The 19815-nt window shown below is 69.5% G+C and carries 16 protein-coding genes; 9 read left to right on the forward strand and 7 right to left on the reverse strand.

From position 1 onward, the window contains the following. The first annotated feature begins 22 nt into the window (after positions 1–22). The 3 genes from AC5RWU_RS08845 to rsmD are packed head-to-tail and all read left to right on the forward strand — an operon-like array spanning position 23 to position 3755. A complete protein-coding gene (locus tag AC5RWU_RS08845; RefSeq protein WP_494030580.1) occupies positions 23–949 on the forward strand; it encodes a DAK2 domain-containing protein in 927 nt (308 codons plus the stop codon). Next, entirely contained in the window at positions 939–3149 is a 2211-nt protein-coding gene (locus tag AC5RWU_RS08850) for an ATP-dependent DNA helicase RecG (RefSeq protein ID WP_494030581.1), read from the forward strand. Before AC5RWU_RS08845 ends, AC5RWU_RS08850 begins: the two co-directional genes overlap by 11 nt. A gap of 36 nt (positions 3150–3185) precedes the next feature. Then, positions 3186–3755, forward strand: coding sequence for a 16S rRNA (guanine(966)-N(2))-methyltransferase RsmD (gene rsmD / locus AC5RWU_RS08855; RefSeq protein ID WP_494030582.1), 570 nt, complete (start codon positions 3186–3188; stop codon positions 3753–3755). Between the two features lie 25 nt (positions 3756–3780). On the opposite strand, the gene AC5RWU_RS08860 is transcribed toward rsmD, so the two are convergent. Beyond that, positions 3781–4560, reverse strand: coding sequence for a spermidine synthase (locus AC5RWU_RS08860; RefSeq protein ID WP_494030583.1), 780 nt, complete (start codon positions 4558–4560; stop codon positions 3781–3783). A gap of 3 nt (positions 4561–4563) precedes the next feature. Continuing rightward, entirely contained in the window at positions 4564–5811 is a 1248-nt protein-coding gene (locus tag AC5RWU_RS08865; protein ID WP_494030584.1) for an aminotransferase class I/II-fold pyridoxal phosphate-dependent enzyme, read from the reverse strand. 69 nt (positions 5812–5880) lie between these two features. On the opposite strand from AC5RWU_RS08865, the gene coaD reads away from it, so the two are divergent. The 5 genes from coaD (at position 5881) to mutM (ending at position 8952) form a co-directional block, all read left to right on the forward strand. Next, the gene (gene coaD / locus AC5RWU_RS08870; RefSeq protein ID WP_494030585.1) at positions 5881–6363 is read left to right on the forward strand and encodes a pantetheine-phosphate adenylyltransferase; all 483 of its coding nucleotides are present in this window, start codon (positions 5881–5883) and stop codon (positions 6361–6363) included. Positions 6364–6477: 114 nt separating this feature from the next. After that, on the forward strand, positions 6478–7047 hold the full coding sequence (locus tag AC5RWU_RS08875; protein WP_494030618.1) for a YceD family protein: 570 nt from the start codon (positions 6478–6480) through the stop codon (positions 7045–7047). Positions 7048–7049: 2 nt separating this feature from the next. Further along, positions 7050–7253: a 50S ribosomal protein L32 gene (gene rpmF, locus AC5RWU_RS08880; RefSeq protein ID WP_005268294.1), complete on the forward strand. Its 204-nt coding sequence runs from the start codon at positions 7050–7052 to the stop codon at positions 7251–7253. A gap of 9 nt (positions 7254–7262) precedes the next feature. Beyond that, positions 7263–7988 (forward strand): ribonuclease III, encoded by a 726-nt coding sequence (gene rnc, locus AC5RWU_RS08885; protein WP_494030586.1) that lies wholly within the window; start codon positions 7263–7265, stop codon positions 7986–7988. Further along, positions 7981–8952, forward strand: coding sequence for a bifunctional DNA-formamidopyrimidine glycosylase/DNA-(apurinic or apyrimidinic site) lyase (gene mutM, locus AC5RWU_RS08890; protein WP_494030587.1), 972 nt, complete (start codon positions 7981–7983; stop codon positions 8950–8952). Before rnc ends, mutM begins: the two co-directional genes overlap by 8 nt. A gap of 3 nt (positions 8953–8955) precedes the next feature. On the opposite strand, the gene AC5RWU_RS08895 is transcribed toward mutM, so the two are convergent. The 4 genes from AC5RWU_RS08895 to AC5RWU_RS08910 are packed head-to-tail and all read right to left on the reverse strand — an operon-like array spanning position 8956 to position 14495. Beyond that, complete coding sequence (locus AC5RWU_RS08895) at positions 8956–9780, reverse strand: serine hydrolase domain-containing protein (RefSeq protein ID WP_494030588.1); 825 nt, start codon at positions 9778–9780, stop codon at positions 8956–8958. Position 9781: 1 nt separating this feature from the next. After that, positions 9782–10864 carry an NAD-dependent epimerase/dehydratase family protein gene (locus AC5RWU_RS08900; protein WP_494030589.1) on the reverse strand — a complete coding sequence of 361 codons (1083 nt, stop codon included), beginning with the start codon at positions 10862–10864 and terminating at the stop codon, positions 9782–9784. Further along, complete coding sequence (locus tag AC5RWU_RS08905) at positions 10861–13476, reverse strand: alpha/beta fold hydrolase (RefSeq protein ID WP_494030590.1); 2616 nt, start codon at positions 13474–13476, stop codon at positions 10861–10863. The genes AC5RWU_RS08900 and AC5RWU_RS08905 overlap by 4 nt, the downstream gene beginning before the upstream one ends. After that, the gene (locus AC5RWU_RS08910) at positions 13470–14495 is read right to left on the reverse strand and encodes a 3-oxoacyl-ACP synthase III (protein WP_494030591.1); all 1026 of its coding nucleotides are present in this window, start codon (positions 14493–14495) and stop codon (positions 13470–13472) included. Before AC5RWU_RS08910 ends, AC5RWU_RS08905 begins: the two co-directional genes overlap by 7 nt. A gap of 321 nt (positions 14496–14816) precedes the next feature. On the opposite strand from AC5RWU_RS08910, the gene smc reads away from it, so the two are divergent. Next, positions 14817–18431 carry a chromosome segregation protein SMC gene (smc, locus tag AC5RWU_RS08915; protein WP_494030592.1) on the forward strand — a complete coding sequence of 1205 codons (3615 nt, stop codon included), beginning with the start codon at positions 14817–14819 and terminating at the stop codon, positions 18429–18431. A gap of 50 nt (positions 18432–18481) precedes the next feature. On the opposite strand, the gene AC5RWU_RS08920 is transcribed toward smc, so the two are convergent. Next, positions 18482–19786, reverse strand: a complete 1305-nt coding sequence (locus AC5RWU_RS08920; RefSeq protein WP_494030593.1) for an MFS transporter — start codon at positions 19784–19786, stop codon at positions 18482–18484. Positions 19787–19815 lie beyond the last annotated feature (29 nt).

Consider the following 19815-nt stretch of genomic DNA (forward strand, 5'->3'; position numbering starts at 1 on the left):
CGCGCAAGCGCTCACGCGATGGTTGTGCAAAGCGGAGGAGGTCCTGGGCAACCACAGCGACCGCCTCAATGCCATCAATATTTTTCCGGTTGCGGATGGGGACACCGGGACCAATCTGTACCTGACGGTGCGCTCGGCCGCTGCGGCGGCGTCGGCCGCCGGGACCCAGGACATCGGGGAGCTGCTGGCCGTGGCGGGCAGGGCCGCCATGGAAGAGGCCCGCGGCAACTCCGGAACCTTGTTTTCGGTCTTCCTCTCCGCCATGGCAGAGCCGCTGCAGTCGGTCACCCGGCTGACCGGACCGCTGCTGGCCGCGGCCCTGGAGCGCGGGCAGATCCGCAGCTGGTCAGCACTGAGCGATCCGGTACCGGGAACACTGCTGTCGGTGCTGGAAGCCGCGGCCCGGGCAGCCTCGGAGGCCGGTTCAGGCCAGCACGATGACAGCAACAGTGCCCTGACGGCAACGGTGCAGGCCGCCGTGGATGCCGCCCTCGAAGCCGTGGTCCGGACCGAAAGCCAGCTTGGTGCGCTGGCCGAGGCCCACGTCGTGGACGCCGGTGGGGTCGGCTTCCTGCTGATCATGGATGCGCTGCGCGCTTCGCTGCTGGGCGAAGCGCTCAAGGGCGAGCTGCTGGACGGGTTGCATGGTTACGATGTCCAGGACCCGCACATCCATGAGGCTATGCCGCCTGCCTCCGGTGTGGAGCTGATGTGCACCGTCGAGCTGAGCCCGCTCGATGCCGCCACACTGCGCATGCAGCTGGATGAGTTCGGGGATTCGGTCATCATGAGCGCCGTGTCCGAGGTCGAGGAAGGGTACCGCTGGAGGGTCCATGTCCATGTTCCGGATGCCGACGCCGCCCTCGGTATCATCAGCGGAGTCGGCGACCCGATGAACGTCACCGTCACGCAGCTGACGGCCGCCGCGGAGGACGTCCATGGGCATTAGCGTTCCCGGCGAATTCGATTATCCGCTTGAGCGCCGCGTCGGAAGGCGGTCCGCCGGTCCGATCGAAAAGCATCTGGGCCTCACCACCGTCGGTGAGCTCCTCAACTACTTCCCGCGACGCTACCTGAAGCGGGGAGAGCTGACACCTATCTCCGAGCTGCCGCTGGACGAGGACGTCACGCTGCTGGCACGGGTGCAGGCGAGCACCACGCGCCAGATGCGCGCGCGCCGCGGATCCATCACGGACATCACGATCACGGATGACACCGGCAACGGCTATGGCGGCATGCACCTCACCTTCTTCAACGGCTGGCGGGCGCAGAAGGAACTGCTGACCGGGCGCCGTGCCATGTTCTCCGGCAAAGTGAGCATGTACCAGGGCAAGCTGACGCTGACGAATCCGGACTTCGTGCTGCTGGAAGAGGCCGGACAGGACGACGTCGAGCTGGCCAAACAGCCCATCCCCATCTATCCGGCCACGGCCAAGCTCAGCAGCTGGAGCATCTTCAACACCGTCGGTGTCCTGCTGGACAGCGTCGAATTCGCGTCCGTGCCGGATCCTGTCCCGGAGAACATCCGGGCACGGCACCGGCTGCTGCCGCTGGCACAGGCCTATGAGCAGATCCACCGGCCGGTCACGATGGAAGCCGCACGCGAGGCGCAGGACCGGTTCCGCTACCAGGAAGCCCTGATCCTGCAGACATCGCTGGCGCGCCGGCGTTCCGAAGCGGCGCGGGAGGAAGCGACGAGCCGGCCGGCCATACCGGGCGGCCTGCTGGAGCAGTTCGATGCACGGCTGCCATTCCAGTTGACCGCCGGCCAGGAACAGGTCGGACAAACCCTGGCCCGGGAACTGGAAAGCGCACATCCGATGAACCGGCTGCTCCAGGGAGAGGTGGGGTCGGGCAAGACACTCGTGGCCCTGCGCGCCATGCTGCAGGTGATCGACGGCGGCGGCCAGGCAGCGCTGCTGGCTCCCACTGAGGTGCTGGCAGCGCAGCACCACCAGTCGATCACCCGGACTCTGGGTCCGCTGGCGGAAGGCGGAATGCTGGGAGGGGCCGAGAACGGCACCAAGGTCGTGCTGCTGACCGGGTCCATGACCGCCGCCGCCCGCAAGGCTGCGCTGCTGGACGCGGCCAGCGGAGACGCCGGCATTGTGATCGGCACTCACGCCCTGCTCTCCGAGAATGTGCAGTTCTTCGACCTGGGCCTGGTGGTGGTTGATGAGCAGCACAGGTTCGGCGTGGAGCAGCGCGATGTGCTGCGGACCAAGGCCGCCAAGCCGCCGCACCTGCTGGTCATGACCGCGACCCCGATCCCGCGGACCGTCGCGATGACCGTCTTCGGTGACCTGGAAACCTCCACCTTGACCGAACTGCCGGCCGGCCGTGCCCCGATCCGGACCTTTCTGGTCGGCATGGTGGAAAATCCGTCCTGGGTCGGGCGCATCTGGGAACGGGCGCGGGAGGAGATCGAGGCCGGACGCCAGGTCTACGTGGTCTGTCCCAAGATCGGCGATGACGATGATCCGGGGGTCGAGGCCGATCCTTCGGTGGAGCCGGTGGACAGCACGGACAAGCGCGAACTCGCGTCGGTGACGGCCGTGGCCGAGAGGCTGGCCCGGACCCCGAGCCTGTCCGGTGTCCGGATGGGCGTCCTGCACGGCCGCCTCGATCCGGCCGAGAAGGCACAGACGATGGCCGCCTTCAACGCCGGCGAACTGGACCTGCTGATTTCCACCACCGTCATCGAGGTGGGTGTGGACGTGCCCAACGCGACACTGATGGTCATCCTGGATGCGGACCGGTTCGGCATTTCCCAGCTGCACCAGCTTCGCGGCCGGGTGGGCCGCGGCGGCCAGCCCGGAACCTGTCTGCTGGTCACCTCCCTGGAGCCCGGACATCCCAGCCGGCAGCGCCTCGATGCGGTCGCCGGCACCACCGATGGCTTCCTGCTCTCCCAGGAAGACCTCAAACTGCGCCGGGAGGGCGACATCCTGGGCGCTTCACAGTCCGGGGGCCGGTCCACCCTGAAGCTGCTGCGGGTCCTCAAGGACGAGCACATCATCGAAACAGCCCGCATTGATGCCCGCACCATCATCGATGAGGATCCGGATCTGCTGACGTACGCTCCGCTGGACGATGCGATCCAGCAGTACCTGAATCCCGAAAAGGAAGCCTTCCTTGAGCGCGGCTGACCTGCACCTGGTGCCGGGGGCCTGCGGGAGGGATGCATGAGCCGCATTGTGGCCGGAGCTGCCGGCGGCCTTGCGCTGGCCAGCGTTCCCGGCGCCGGCACGCGCCCGACGACGGACCGGGTGAAGGAAGCGCTCTTCTCCCGCCTGGAATCCTACGACGTCGTCTCCGGGTCGCGCGTGCTCGACCTGTTCGCCGGTTCCGGGGCGCTCGGGGTCGAATGCGCCAGCCGGGGCGCGGAGGCGGTGGAACTGGTGGAACTATCGGAGAAGGCCGCCGGTGTCTGCCGGAAGAACGCGGCCCTGGTCAACGGGCTGCTGGGCCGGGAAGCGGTGCGCGTGCACCGGGCCAAGGCCGAAACCTTCCTGCTCCGGGCCGGGGAGGCGGCGTGGGACCTGGTCCTTCTGGATCCGCCGTATCCGCTGGACGAAGCGGCACTGGAAGGAGTCCTGGCCGCAGTGGCCGGGCACCTGGCCGACGGAGCCGTCGTCGTCGTCGAACGCTCCTCCCGCTCGCCCGAACCACGCTGGCCGGACGGGCTGGAGGGTTTTGCGCGGAAGAAGTACGGCGAAACGCAGCTCTGGTTCGCTGAACCCGCGCAGGCCTGATTCCCGCGGCCTGGATAGCAGGGGCCTAGACACCGGCGAAGGAATCAAGATCCGGGCCGGTGAGGACCGCGGCCGGATGCGGGCCGGCGGCCAGCAGCCGCGCGGTCCAGTCCGCCGGCCAGCGGCCGCGGCACCCGGCCAGGACGATGTTGCCCGGATACCGCCCGCTGAACATGCTCCGCTCGGCCACGGCGGCGACGTCGTCCACGGCCTCCCGCAGCGCGCGCACCTGGGCCCTGGCGAACGCCAGTCCGGGATCATCGCCCACGTTGACCACCAGCAGCCCCTGCGGTTTCAGCGCGGAGGCGGCCTCGCGGTAGAACGCTGCGGTGGTCAGATGCTCCGGTGCGTCCGCGCCTGCGAACACATCCAGGATGACCAGGTCGAACGCCGGACCGGCAGCGAAGGCTGCCAGCTGGTCCCGGGCATCGCCGATGTGCACGGCAATGTCACTGCCGGCAGGCAGCGGCAGATGCCGCAGGACGAAGTCCATCAGCTCGCGTTCCAGTTCGACGGCGTGCTGCACCGAGCCGGGGCGGGTGGCGGCGATGTAGCGGGCCAGGGTCAGGGCGCCGGCGCCGAGATGGAGCGCAGTGATCGGCTCGCCGGGCGGAGCCACCAGATCGGCCAGGTGGCCGATGCGGCGCAGGTACTCGTAGAAGATCTCTTCCGGGTGCTGCAGATTGACATGGGACTGCTCCACGCCACCGATGCTGAGGATGTACGAGCCGGGGACCAGGGTATCCGGTTCGATCACGGCGTGCACGCCGCTGCCGAGCAGCCGGGACGGGTCGCCCTTGGCCACGGCTCAGAGCCTGTCTTTGAGCGTGGCGATCCGACGCGCTGCTTCTTCCAGCACGTCCACTTTCTTGCAGAAGGCGAACCGGAGCAGGGACTGGGTCCGCTGCGCTCCTTCGGCGTGGCAGAACACCGGAACGGGTATGGCGGCCACGCCGACCAGGGCGGGAAGCCGCCTGGCCAGCGCGGTTGCATCCGTGACACCCAGCGGAGCGGTATCCACATTCACGAAGTAGGTTCCCTGCGGGGTGAAGACCTCCAGTCCGGCGGCCCTGAGGCCTTCGCTGAGGAGGTCCCGCTTGTGTGCCAGCGTGGCGGCGATGCCGGCATAGAACCCGTCGTCCAGGCCCAGGCCCTGGGCCACCGCGGACTGGAAGGGGGTGCCGGAACTGTAGGAGAGGAACTGCTTGACCGTCCGGATGGCGGCGACTAGATCCGCAGGCCCGCTGAGCCAGCCGACCTTCCAACCGGTGAAGGAGAAGGTCTTGCCGGCCGAGGAGATCGTGATGGTGCGTTCGGCGGCCCCGGGAAGGGTCGCCACCGGAATGTGGGCGGCGCCGAAGGTCAGGTGTTCGTAGACCTCATCGGTTACGATGACGGCGTCGTGCCGCGCGGCCAGGTCGACGATCCGGGCGAGGACGTCCCGCCCGAATACCGCGCCGGTGGGATTGTGCGGATTGTTGACCAGGACCACCCGGGTCCGGTCCGTGAAAGCGGCTTCCAGCGCCTCCATGTCCGGCATGAAGTCCGGTGCCAGCAGGGGGGCGGTAGTGTGCGCCGCTCCGGCCAGGCCGATGACCGCACCGTAGGAGTCGTAGAACGGTTCGAAGGTGAGCACCTCATCACCCGGACCGGTCAGGGCCAGCAGGGTGGCGGCAATGGCTTCGGTGGCCCCCGTGGTGACGATGACCTCCGAGTCCGGCTCAGGAGTCAGTCCGTAGAAGCGCTGCTGGTGCGCTGCGATGGCTTCCCGCAGCGCTGGTATTCCCTTGCCCGGTGCGTACTGGTTCGCGCCGCCGGCGATGGCCGACCGCGCGGCCTCCAGCATCGAGGCCGGGCCGTCCTCGTCCGGAAAACCCTGCCCGAGGTTGATGGCGCCGACCTGTCCCGCCAGCGTGGTGATCTCCTCGAAGATTGTCACTGCCACGTCTCCGCCGGCGCCCAGCAGATTCGCACCCGCCGCCGCACGCTGCCAGGGGGCGCCGCCGCGGGTGTCCGGATCCGGGCCGAGCAGCAGGGGTCGAACTGAAGTAGTCATGAGTCCCACTATTACCACCTTGGTCCGCTGTGTATGGAGCGCCACGGAACGGTGAAGTAGATTCGTACTATGCGACGCGCAGTTTGCCCCGGATCCTTTGACCCCATACACAACGGCCACGTCGAGATCATCGCCCGTGCCGCCAGCCTGTACGAAGAAGTCATCGTGGCGGTCTCCAACAACCCGGCCAAGAGGTACATGTTCGACCTCGACGAGCGGATCGGGATGGCGAGCGATACGCTTTCCGCCCTGCGCGGCATTACGGTGGAGCCCATGGCGGACGGCCTGCTGGCGGAATTCTGCCGCAGCCGGGGCGCGGGCGTCATCATTAAAGGCCTGCGGTCCGACCAGGACTTCAACTACGAAGTGCCCATGGCCACCATGAACCGGCACCTGACGGGAGTGGAGACCGTTTTCCTGGCCGCCGACAGCAACTACATCCACCTTTCCTCGACGCTGATGAAGGAAGTGGCTACGCTGGGTGGAGACATTTCCGGCTTTGTTCCCAAGAGTGTCCTCAAGCGCCTGCGGGCCAGGGACAGTGCCCACTAAGCCTCGGCGCGCCGCAGTACCGGCTGGTTTGGGAGCTGCCGGGAATCAGGCTAAGATAATACGTCGGTCATATGTTCTACAGGAGTCCTCATTAATCGCGATCTCAGTTCGCCCCTGACTTTCAACGTCAAGGACCTCGGGCGGAGCCCGGGAACCATGCGGACAATCGAAGAGCATGTGCCCGCACCAAAGGATTTTGGTGTGGCACTCATTGGCGTCCGGGAAGGATCCACCATGGATCTGGACCTGAGGTTTGAGGCCGTGCACGAGGGAATCCTGGTCTCCGGAAACGCAGCCGTCGAAGTAACCGGCGAGTGCGGACGGTGCCTGGATCCTATCGCGTACGACCTTGACGTCAACGTGCAGGAACTCTTCTACTACGAGGAACGCTTCCGCGAGGAGGCTGCCGCCGAAGGAGAAGGGGAAGAAGACCAGTACCGGATCGAGCATGATTCCATCGATCTTGAGCCGGTGCTGCGGGACGCAGTGGTAACTTCCCTGCCGTTCCAGCCGGTGTGCCGGGAGGACTGTGAAGGCTTGTGTTCCGAATGCGGAATCCGCCTCGCGGATGATCCGGGTCACCACCATGAGGTCCTGGATCCTCGCTGGGCAGCCCTTGCCGGGCTGTCCAACGCTGCCGACGCAGCACCTAGTACAGAGTCAGACGAGAGAGAAGAGAGTTAGCCGTGGCTGTTCCCAAGCGGAAGATGTCCCGCTCTAATACGCGCGCACGCCGGTCCCAGTGGAAGGCCAGCGCCCCCAATCTGGTGAAGACCGTTGAAAACGGCCGCGTTACCTACAGCCTGCCGCATCAGGCCAAGGTCGTTACCGACTCAGCCGGCACCGCGCTGTTCCTTGAATACAAGGGCCGCAAGGTAGCTGACGTCTAAAGAGACGTCATGCCTTCAACTGAAGAGCTTCTGAAGCGTCTCGGCGTCCCTATCGACGCCGGGACGCTTCGTCTTGCGCTCACCCACCGGTCCTACGCTTATGAGCAGGGCGGCATTCCCACCAATGAGCGCCTGGAATTCCTGGGCGACTCCATCCTGGGCTATTCCGTCACGGATGCTCTCTTCCGCGACAACCCCGACCTACCGGAGGGTGAACTGGCCAAGCGCCGGTCCGCCGTCGTCAGTACCCGCGCGCTGGCCGGCATTGCCCGGAGCCTGGATCTGGGCGACCACATCCTGCTGGGACAGGGGGAGAAACTGACCAACGGCCGGGACAAGTCCTCCATCCTGGCGGACACCATGGAAGCCATCTTCGGCGCCGCCTACCTGTCCTGCGGCATCGAAACGGCACGGCAGCTGGTCATGCGGCTGGTCGGGCCGCTGCTGGCTGATGCCGCCGCCCTGGGCGCCGGAACCGACTGGAAGACCAGCATCCAGGAGATGGCCGCCAACCGGAAGATGGGCAACATCGAGTACCGGGTCCAGGGTTCCGGCCCGGACCACGCCCGCACCTTCGAGGCCACGCTGAGCATCGGCGGGACCGCGTACGGCAAAGGCGCCGGCCGGTCCAAGAAGGAAGCCGAGCAGGAAGCCGCTGCGGTCTCCTGGCAGATGCTGCGGGAACGGGAGCCGGAGGCAGCGCCGGCCGCGGACACCGCGCACCAAAATGCCTGAACTCCCCGAAGTCGAGGTCGTCCGCCGGGGCCTGGCCCAGTGGGTGCGCGGCCGCACGATCACCGACGTCCAGGTGCTGGACGAGCGCTCCATCCGCCGGCATGCGCTGGGAGCGGAGGACCTGCGTGGAAACCTTCTCGGGGCCACCGTCCTTGACGTGGCCCGCCGGGGCAAGTTCCTGTGGATGCCGCTGACCGATTCAGCCCCCGGGCTGCCCGCCGAAGTCCGGACCGACGACGGCGTTCCGCGGCTTGCGCTGATGGCGCACCTGGGCATGAGCGGCCAGCTGCTGATCGAGGGCGATGACGCCCCGGACGAAAAGCACCTGAAGGTACGCTTCACCCTGTCCGCCCGGGACGGTTTTCCGGCCGAACTGCGTTTCATCGACCAGCGGATCTTCGGCGGCGTGTTCCTGGCCGATCTCATTCCGACGGCTGACGGCCACCCGGGCGGCCTGTCCGAAACGGCCCTGCCGCTGGTCCCCGCGGAGGCCGCCCACATTGCCCGGGATCCGCTGGATCCGGCCTTTTCCTTCGACGCGTTCTACCGGCGGCTGCGGGCCCGGAGAACCGGCATCAAGCGGGCACTGCTCGACCAGGGCCTGATTTCCGGCATCGGCAACATTTATGCGGACGAAGCGCTCTGGGCAGCGAAGCTTCACTATGCCCGGCCGACGGATACGCTGCGCCGCACCGAAGCGCAGCGGCTTCTGGAGGCGTGCCACGATGTCATGACCCGTGCCCTGGAGGCCGGCGGCACCAGCTTCGATTCCCTCTATGTCAACGTCAATGGGGCCTCCGGCTACTTTGCCCGTTCCCTCAAGGCCTATGGGCGGGCGGGGCAGCCCTGCTGCCGCTGCGCCGCGCTGGGACGGCAGACCCTGATGCGGCGCGACGTCTTCATGAACCGCTCGTCCTATACCTGCCCGGTGTGCCAGCGCAGGCCGCGCAACGCCCGCTGGTAGCTCTTAGCCCCTGAGGTCAGCCAGCACCGCGTCCGTGTAGACCGGCCAGGCTTGGGCGGCCCATGGGCCGAAGTCCCGGTCCGTCAGCGCGATGCAGGCGGCACCGGCGTCCGGATCAACCCACAGGAACGTGCCGGACTGGCCGAAATGTCCGAAGGTGCGCGGCGAGCTGCCGGCGCCGGTCCAGTGCGGTTCCTTGTGGTTCCGGATCTCGAAGCCCAGCCCCCAGTCGTTCTGCTGCTGCCGGCCGAAGCCCGGCAGGACGCCGGCCAGGCCGGGAAACACGACGCTGGTGGCCTCCGCCAGCGTTGCCGGGTCCAGCAGCGCCGGCCGCTGCAGTTCGGCGGCGAACCGCACCAGATCGGCAACGGTGGACGTGGCCCCGGCGGCGGGGGAGCCGTCCAGCGTGGTGCTGTCCATGCCCAGCGGGCGCAGCACGCCCTCGCGCAGGTAGTCGCCGAACGGCATCTGGGCCGAGGCGGCCAGGGTCTCGGCCAGGACCTCGAAGCCGGCATTGGAGTAGAGCCGGCGGTCACCGGGGGTGAACCGGACCGTCCGGTCGGCGAAATCGTAGCCGGCGCTGTGGGCCAGCAGATGGCGCACCGTGGACCCCTCCGGGCCGGCCGGCTGGTCGAGCTCCAGCGCGCCTTCCTCTAGGGCCACCAACGCAGCGTAGGCGGTCAGCAGCTTGGTTACCGAGGCCAGCGGATACCGCCGGTCCTGGTCGCCGTGGCTGGCCGTCACGGCGCCGTCGCGCCGGACCACCGCCGTCGACGCATGCTTCACGGGCCAGGACTCGATCATCTTCGCACTCTGCACAGGTTCCATCCTAGCGAGGGAGCCCTTGCCGTCCGCCGCCGGCCTGCTCCGGCGCAGCCGGGCCGGCTGTCCGTCCGTAGTGCGCGGCCAGGCGCTCCAGGCCTTCCTCGATGCCGACCTGCGGCTCCCAGTCCAGCACCTGGCGCGTCCGGCGCTGGTCGAACCAGTGGGCCGTGGACAGCTGCTCGGCCAGGAAACGGGTCATCGGCGGTTCGTCGTGGACCCAGCCGCGCCGGCCGGCAAAGAGCCAGGCGCGCTCAATCACCGAGCCGGCGGCCCGCGCAGCGGCGCCGGGCAGGCTCCAGGCCGGGGCAGCGACCCCGGCCGCGGCGCAGATGCCGGCGATCAGCTCGGCCACCGTCCGGGGCTGGCTGTTCGTGACTACCAGTGCCTGCCCATGCGCCTGTTCCATACGTTCCAGCCCGCGGACAATCGCGGCCGCGGCGTTGTCGATATAGGTGGTGTCGATCAGCGCCGCACCCTGGTCCAGCAGGGGCAGACGGCCCGCGCGGGCGCGCTCGACTACCCGTTCCACGAGTTGCGTGTCCCCGGGCCCCCACACCACATGCGGACGGATGGCCGTGACCCGGAAGCCGGGCGCATCGGCGGCGAGGGCAAGCTGCTCGGCGGCCGCCTTGGAGCGGGCGTAGCTGCCGCGGGCCCGGGCCGGATCGGCTGCCCCGGCGCCGGCGCCGCTGATCGGGTCGCCGAAGTGCGCCACGGAGGGCGAGGAGACGAAGACGAAGTCCCGGACGCCGGCCTGCCTGGCCGCTTCGAGCAGGGTCCGTGTGCCGTGGATGTTGGTGGCCTCGAATTCCGCCCAGGCACCGGTAAAGGAAACCTTCGCGGCCAGGTGGATGACGGCGTCGGACCCTGCCACGGCACGCGCGGCGGCGGCGGAATCCGCCACGGATCCGGACACGTCCTCTGCGGTCCGGCCGGCGGCGCTGATCCGGGCCGGACGCCGCTGGAAGGTGCGTACCCGGTGCCCGCGCTCCAGCAGCAGGCGGGCGACGGCTCCGCCCAGCATGCCGCTGGCACCGGTGACCAGAACCCGCCGTGTGTCCGCTGACGCGGTGTCCGGGCTGCTCATGGTTTCGTCATCCTTCCGCCGGACAGCACTCCGGCGGCCCACCGGGCGAGCCGGCTGCGGTCGATCTTGGAATTGTGCCGGATGTCCGTGGGCAGTTCCGGTACTGCCAGCACCGCGGCAAGGTCCAGGTGGGCCGGAGACACGGCCTCCCGGATCCGGGCCGCCAGGGGCGGGGAAGCCGGGCCGGGTGCGGCGGCAGCCGGAACGGTTTCGACGATGGCGACCGGCACCTGTGCGCCTGCGGGGCCGACGCCGACGACGGCGGCCAGCCGGACGCCGTCGACCGTTTCCGCCAGCTGCTCGGCGGCCACCGGGGTGCGGACGCCCGCAGCCGTCGTGATGATGTGGCCCAGCCGGCCCTCGACCCACAGCCGTCCCGCCGGATCCAGGTGGCCGACGTCGCCGGTGCGGTGCCAGCCGGGGATGGAAGCACTGTGGGCCTGGGTGATCCACAGCCGGTCGTACCGGTCCTTGACGTGCCCGGCGCTGACGATGATCTCGCCGGTGACCCCGGGATCCGTCGTCGGTCCGCCGGCGGCGCTGCCGTCCGGTTCGAGAGGGCAGACCGCCACCCGCGCCCCGGCGACCGGGGTGCCGACGCAGACGCCGTTGCCGGCGCCGGCGGCGCGGATGCCGTCCAGGCTGATATCCGTCACCGGCAGCGCTTCGGTCATGCCGTAGGGGGTGTGCAGCGAGGCATTGGACACCAGCTCCTGCACCTGGGCCAGCAGCGGCTCCGGGATCGGAGCGCCCGCCGAGAGCAGCAGTTCGATGCCGGCCAGGGCTTCGCGCTGTTCCGGCTCCAGCCCGGCGGAGGTGGCGAGCACATTGTTCAGCGCGGCCGGGGACGCGAAGACTGCCGTGGCGTCCACTGCCGAGGCCGCGTCCGCCAGGGCGGCCGCGGTCAGCGTCCTGGGCTTGGTCACGTCCATGTCCGGGGTGACGGACGTTGCGCCCAGGGCCGGTCCCAGCAGCGCGAAGGGGGCGAAGCCCGCCACCAGGGAGGTTCCCGCCTGCAGGCCGTAGGTGTCCTTCAGGGTGTCCCGCATCGCCGCCAACTGCCGGTGCCGGTAGACCACGCCCTTGGCCGGGCCGGTGGAGCCGGAGGTGAAGAGGATGGCGGCGTCGGCCTCCGGATCCACCGGGTGGGCCGGGATCGCGTGGGCGGAAGACTCCAGCAGCTCAGGAACAGTGTGATCCGCGCCCAGCAGCCGCCGCTTCGCCGCCGGCAGGTCCGTGGCGCTGATCTTAACCCCGGGCCAGCCGAAGACCCGGGCCGCGGCCAGCGCGGTGTCGATGCCGATGAGGTAGGCCGGACCGGCGCCCTTGATCGCCCGGCTCAGCCCCTTGGCCCCCAGGCCGGCGTCGGCGACGACGATGACGGCCCCCAGCCGCAGGCAGGCGTAGATCAGGGCAGTGAGGTCCGAACCAGGCGGTACCAGCAGGTTCACGCGGTCCCCTGCCTTGACGCCGATAGACGCCAGCCCGGCTGCCAGGCGGTTGACCCGGCGGGCCAGTTCGGCCCAGGACAGCACCCGGGGTCCGCTGCCCGCCGCGGCGCCCAGCGGCACCATGTCGACGACGGCGGGGGAGTCATCCGCGGCGCGGGCGTCCAGTTCGGCCAGCATCGGGACGAAATCCTGCTCGGCACCGCCACCGGCTGCGGCACCGCCACCGGCTGCTGCCGCCGGCAGCTTCTGCTCCAGCCACTCGAACACCGGCGCGGCGATGTCCACATCCTCGCCGACCAGATGCCCGGCGCCTTCAAAGCGGTGCACATCGGCCTGCGGCAGCCGCGCCAGCAGGTCGCGCAGGTAACGGTCGGAAAAGACCGGGTCCGTGGGGCCCCAGAGCAGCAGGGCCGGAACGTCCAGGGTGCGGATGCCCTCGGCCACGCTGGACAGTGTGGGCCAGCTCGGGTGGGAAGGATCGGCGGGGATGTCGGCGACAAAGTTGCCCACTCCGGCACGCCGGACGGCACTGCGGTAGGGGGCTCTGAAGGCCGCCCGGACGTCGCCGGCCAGGGCCGGGCGGGCCAGTGCGTGGGTGACGCGCAGGAAGGCGTCCGTCGTCGTCGTGCCCCACCGGTGGACGGCCGGGTGCAGCGCCAGCCGCAGCGGCGCGGGGAGAGCGTAGCCGGCGGGGTGGACGGCGGTGTTGGCCAGTACCACGCCGGCAAGCCGCGCCCGGTGCCGGGTGGCCCACCCCAGCGAAATGATGCCGCCCCAGTCATGGCCTACCGTGACCACGGGCCCGTCCAGGTCCAGTGCGTCCGCCAAATCGCCCAGGTCGGTGATCCGGTCTTCGAGCCGGCGGAACACGCCGGTCCGCGTCGAGAAGCCCATGTCCAGCTGGTCGACGGCGATGACGCGCCACGGCCGGTCGGCCCGCGTCCCGGCGGCCAGCAGGGTACGCCACAGGTAGGACCAGGTGGGATTGCCGTGCACGCAGAGCAGGGTCCCGGCCGGGGCAGCGCCGCGTTCGGCCAGCTGCGGCCCGTTGTCCAGCAGGTGCCAGGTATTGACGGTTCCGGCCGGATCCACCGGCGCGGTGGAGCGGACCCGGACGCGCCGGGACCAGGCCGCCTCGACGCCGGGCCAGCGGTTCACCATGCGATCTCCATCATGGTGGTGTTGAGTCCGGAGCCCACTCCCATGCACAGCACCCGGTCCCCGGCGTTCAGTGACTGCGCTTCAGCTGCCAGGGTCATCGGCAGGGAAGCCGGCCCGACATTGCCCCAGCGGGGGAAGGTGATGGGCACGCGGCCGCGGTCCAGGTCGATGGCTTTGATGATCGCGTTGGTATAGGAATGGGACACCTGGTGGGTGACGTAGCGGTCCATCCGGCCCCAGTCCCAGCCGTCGCCGTGCGCCTCATGCCAGGCGGTGATCACCAGTTCCAGGCCCCCGTCCAGCAGACCCTTGGTATCGGTGAACATCCCGTCCGGGCCGCCCACGCACAGCTCGTGGTGCTCGGTGCCGGCGCGGGAGACGCCGCCGAGGAGCCGGTGGGACCCCGGGTGCGCGTCGGACGGGCCCAGCACGGCGGCGGCCGCCCCCGAACCGAGGGTGAGGGTGGCGAACTCACGCAGGTAGTCCTCGCGCGTGGAGTCCGGATGGTTGAGGCGCTCGAAGGTGGTTTCCTGCGTTGGCCTGGAGTCCTCTCCGGCGACGATCAGGGCGTACCTGATCTGGCCGGAGTCGATCATGTTGGCCGCCAGGGTCATACCGTTGACGAAGCCCAGGCAGGCGTTGGCCAGGTCGAAATTCATGGCCGAGGACGGCAGCCCCAGTCCGTGGTGGATCTTCACCGCGACGGAGGGCTCCAAATTCCGGCGGGTGACGGAGGTATTGATCAGCAGTCCTACCTGCGAGGGTGCGATGCCGGCTTCAGCAAGGGCCTTGGCCCCGGCCTCGGTCGCGGCGTCGTCGAAGCTTTGGCCCGTGTGCCACCAGCGCCGTTCCCGCACTCCGGCCACCCGCTCAAGCAGCCGCTTCGACAGGCGGAGCCGCTTCAGGCTGGGGGCCAGACGCTCATCGAATTCTGCGGACGTGACCGCGACCGGGGCTTCGACACTGGTGACCGAGAGCAGAGCTGTGTTGGTGTGCCGAAACGTTGCGTTACCGATCAATATCCAGCCTTCGTCCGGGGGAGGAACGTGCCGTACGCCCTGCGGGTGCAGAGCATGGCGCGCAGAGCCTGGGACACAGGGTCTGCAGGCACAGGGTCTGCGGGCACAATTCACTGTCTGAAACCTTAACTATGCACCCTTGCGACCCCTTCCCGCACATAGGCTCACCGGCGCTGCCCGGTGGAAATCCCGCGCCATTGCAGGCCAGGAGCCGGAACCGGTGCAGCCGGCTGCGGCCCTGCCAACGGGGAAATGTCACAGCAAGACGGTAGATTGTTCAGAAGGTCCGGTGCTGCCGGATTGCTGTGCGGGAGTAGGAATGTGCATCTAAAGAGCTTGACGGTGAGGGGCTTCAAGTCCTTCGCATCCGCCACGACGTTCGACTTCGAACCCGGAGTCACGGCCGTCGTCGGCCCCAACGGTTCCGGCAAATCCAATGTCGTCGACGCACTGGCCTGGGTTATGGGCGAACAGGGAGCCAAGACCCTGCGCGGCGGCAAGATGGAAGACGTCATCTTCGCGGGCACCGCCGGGCGTCCGCCGCTGGGCCGTGCCCAGGTCTCCCTCACCATCGACAATTCCGACGGCGCTCTGCCGATCGAATACTCCGAGGTCACCATTTCCCGGACCCTGTTCCGTGCAGGCGGCTCCGAATACGCCATCAACGGTACCAACTGCCGGCTGCTGGATATCCAGGAACTGCTCTCGGACTCCGGGCTGGGACGCGAAATGCACGTGATTGTCGGCCAGGGCCAGCTGGACCGCATCCTGCATGCGACACCGGAGGACCGCCGCGGCTTCATCGAGGAAGCGGCCGGCATCCTCAAGCACCGCCGCCGCAAGGAAAAGACGGTGCGCAAGCTCGAAGCCATGCAGGCAAACCTGACGCGGCTTTCCGACCTGACCGCCGAGATCCGCCGCCAGCTCACGCCCTTGGGCAAGCAGGCCGCGGTGGCCCGGCGCGCGCAGCAAGTCCAGTTCGACGTGCGCGACGCCCGCGCCCGGCTGCTGGCCGACGACCTCGTCCAGCTCCAGGCCGCCCTGGAACAGGAGGCCGCCGACGGAACAGCGCTGAAAGCACGCCGGGCGGAAACCGAAAAGCTGCTGGCCGCCGGCAGGATCCGGCAGGCAGAACTCGAGCGGCTGGCGGCCGAGGCCACGCCGGCGGTCAACGCCGCCCGCGACGCCTGGTACCAGCTGTCGGCCACCCGCGAACGGTTCCGTTCCCTGGGCACGCTGGCCTCGGAGCGGCGCCGCCTCCTCGGCGCCGAAGAACCGCCCCCGGCCGGACAGGATCCTGACCAGCTGGAGCAGCAGGCGGCCCGCGTGCGCGCCGAACAGGAGGACCTCGGGCTGCAGCTTGAGGAACGGCGCCTGAGCCTGGAAGCCGCCGTCGAACTCCGTGCCGACGCGGAGGAAGCCGCCGCCGCTGAGGAGGAACGGCTGACCGCCATCCTGCGCGCCGCCGCGGACCGGCGCGAGGGGCTGGCCAAGCTCGCCGGCACGGCGGGGGCCGCGCGGTCCCGGGTGGAAGCGGCGGAGGCGGAGCTGGGCCGGCTGCGCCGCTCCATCACCGACAGCACCGAACGCCGCCGCCAGGCGCAGCTGGAATTCACCGCGCTGGAAAGCCAGGTCGCCTGCGCCGAGGAAGGGGAGGAAGGCCTCGACGCCGAGTACGAAGAGGCGAATGCGCAGCTCGAAGCGCTCGCTGACCGGATCGAGGAGCTGACGCGGCAGGAGCGGGACGCCGAACGGGAACGGGACGCGCTCGCGGCCCGGAAGGAAGCGCTCGAAGTCGGCCTCAACCGCCGTGACGGCTCGGAGCTGCTCCTGTCCGCCGGAATCGAGGGCGTGCTCAGCGCCGTCGCAGACCGGATCAGCGTGCGTCCCGGCTACGAGACGGCCATTGCCGCGGCGCTGGGATCGGCCGCGGAAGCGGTGGCGGTGGCGGATCTCGATGCGGCACTGCGCGCCTTGGAGCTGCTGAAGAACGACGACGGCGGCCGGGTGGAGCTGTTGCTGGCCGGCCCGGCCATGCCTGGTTCAACCGGCGGACCCGATACAGCCGGCGGAGCGGGACGCCCCGAACAGGCCGATGCGGACATCCCCGGTGCCCTTGCCGCCTGCGGCCTCATTGACTCCTCGGACGGGCTCGAGGGGACCCTCGCGGCCCTGCTGCGCGGCGTCGTCGTGGTCGAGGATGTGCGGACCGCAGCGGCGGTCATCGGCGCCCGCGCGGACCTGATGGCCGTCACCCGCGGCGGGGACGTCTTCACGTCCTGGTCGGTGCGCGGCGGTTCGGCGGGCGCGCCCAGCCTGCTCGAGGTGCAGGCCGCGGTGGAGGAAACCGGGTCCCGGCTCAGGGCGGCAGCGGCCCGTGCCGAGCAGGCCAAGTTCGCGATCGCCACGGCCAAGGCGCAGCGGGACGAGGCCCGCGCGCGGGCCGGCGCCGCGCTTGACCGGCTGCACGAATCAGACGCCCGGCTGGCGGCTGTCGCTGAGCGGCTCGGGAACCTGGGCTCGGCCCTGCGGTCCGCGGTAGGGGAGAACGACCGGCTGGCCCGGCTTGCCGAGGCAGCCGAGGAGAACCTGGCGGCCGAACAGGAAACGCTGGCTGCCGCCGCTGCCCGCCTGGCCGCCGCGCAGGAGGCTCCTGCGGAGGAGGAGCCGTCCACGGACCTGCGGGACCGGCTGGCCCGTGAAGCCACCGCGGCCCGGCAGGCCGAAATGGAGGCACGCCTGGGGCTGCGCAGCGCGGAGGAACAGCTGACGGCCATCGCCAACCGCGCTGCATCCCTGGAACGCGCGGCCGCCACCGAACGGCAGGCCCGGGCGCAGGCGGCCGAACGTGCCCGCCGCCGCCGTATCCAGGCAGGCAGGGCCACAGCGGTCAGCCGTGGCGTCGGGAACGCGCTGGCCTATCTGGATGTCTCGGTGGAGCTGGCCGCCGGGGAACGGGATGCGGCGGAGGAAGTCCGCGCGGCCTGGGATTCGGAGCTGGCCGCGGTCCGGGAGGCCAACGAAAAGTACGCGGCCGAGCTGGCCGAGCTGACGGACTCGGTCCATCGGGAGGAACTGGCCCGCGCGCAGCAGCTGCTGCGGATCGAGACTGTGCAGACGCGGGCCATCGAGGAACTGGGCATGACGCCGGACCACCTGGTCAACGAGTTCGGCCCCCATACTCTGGTTCCGGTCCCGCCGGAGAAGGAGGACAAATGGGCGGCGCTGCGGGCCGAGGTGGATGCGGACGGTAACGCCGTTCCGGCCGGTGTGCCGTTCGTGCGCCAGGACCAGGAGAAGCGGCTGAAGAAGGCCGAACGGGACCTGGCCGCCCTCGGCAAGGTCAATCCGCTGGCGCTGGAGGAATTCGATGCACTGGAGGAGCGGCACCGGTTCCTGAGCACGCAGCTTGAGGACCTGAAGGCCAGCCGCAAGGACCTGCTCGACATCATCCGCGAGGTCGATGAGCGCGTCGAAAAGGTATTCGCGGACGCGTACCGGGACACCGCCGAGCAGTTCAGGCATGTCTTCGCCCGGCTGTTCCCCGGCGGGGAAGGTCGACTGGTACTGACCGACCCGCAGGATATGCTCCACACCGGGATCGAAGTCGAGGCACGGCCGGCGGGCAAGAAGATCAAGCGCCTGTCGCTGCTGTCCGGCGGCGAGCGTTCCCTGACCGCCGTGGCGATGCTGGTGGCGATCTTCAAGGCCCGCCCGTCCCCGTTCTATGTGATGGACGAGGTGGAGGCCGCCCTGGATGACACGAACCTCGGGCGTCTGATCACGATCTTCGAGGAGCTACGCGAGTCCAGCCAGCTGATCGTGATCACCCACCAGAAGCGCACCATGGAGGTAGCAGACGCCCTGTACGGGGTGACCATGCGCGGCGACGGCGTCTCCACGGTCATCAGCCAGCGGATCGCCGCGGCCAGCTAGCGCCGAGGGGCTCTGGCCGAGCTTGCGAGGCTGGGGGTAGGCGTGACGCGCTAGCGCCGCGGGTCCCGGTCCGGCTCTCCGTCCCCGTCCGGCTTTCCGTCCCCGTCCGGCGGCGTCTCCCGGGGCAGGGTCTCCCGGCCGGGCAGCCAGGCCACCAGGGCAGCCAGGACGATTCCGCCGGTCACGGCGAACGCCACGCCGTAGGACATGCGGTCCGCCAGCATGCCCGCGAGGATGGGCCCCACGATGGCTCCCGTGTCGGTGACCATCTGGAAGGCAGCCAGGACCTTGCCGCCGCTGCGTCCGCTGCCGATGACGTCGGCGACGGCGGCCTGCTGGGCCGGATTCATCATCCCGGCGCCCACCCCTGCGAGCACCGAAGCGGCCACGAAGGCCGGAACATTCGTCGTGAAGCCGAGCACGATGGTGGCGACGCCGTTGACGGCCAGGCCGGACAGGATCATCGGTTTGCGTCCGAGCGTATCCGCCAGCCGTCCGGAGACGGTGAGCGCGGCAGCGTTTCCGGCGGCAAAGACAGCCAGCGCCAGACCGGCGACTTCCGGCCCCTGGCCGAGGACCGCGGCGGCGAACAACGGCAGCAGGGCGATCCGGACGCCGAAATTCGACCAGCCGTTCGCGAAGGAGGAGGCGAGGGCCGACCGGTAGGCGGAATCCCCCAGGGCCTCGCGGAACGTCATCGGCGGCCGGGCGGCCGTCTCCTGCTTAGGCTTGAGCGCCGAGGGCTTCAGCCGGACGAAGACCACCGCGGCGGCGAGGAGCAGCGCCACGGCGTAGACGATGAACGGGACGCGCAGGCCAAAGCCGGCCAGCAGGCCGCCGAGTATGGGCCCGCCGATGTTGCCGAGGAGGAACGCCGTGGCATACGCGCTTGAAACCCGGCCGCGGCTGCCCGGCGGTGCCAGCCGGACGATCAGGCCCATGGCGGAGACGGTGAACATCGTTGAACCGATCCCGCCGAGCCCGCGGAAGATCAGCAGCTGCCAGTAGTCCTGGGCCAAGGCGGTGGCGGCGCTGGAGGCTGCCACGATGAGCAAACCGGTGATGTACACCGGCCGCTCCCCGAGGCGGCCGATCAGGGCGCCGCCGGCGGGCGCGAAGACCAGCCGGGTAAAGGCGAAGGCGCTGACGATGACCGAGGCCGCCGCGATGCCGACGTTGAAGCTCTGGGCGAACTGGGGGAGCACCGGCGCCACCAGGCCGTACCCCAGGGCGATGACGAACGCCGCCGCCACCAGGACCTGGATCTCGGGGGGAATGGGCACCCGGGGACTGCGGACACGGGAGGCTGGGCGGAAGCTGATCGGACGGCGGGCAGCAGGACGGGGACGGGGCATGGTCAATAGAGTCTCATAGAGCCGGCACC

The sequence above is a fragment of the Arthrobacter sp. B0427-1-12 genome (assembly GCF_059092905.1).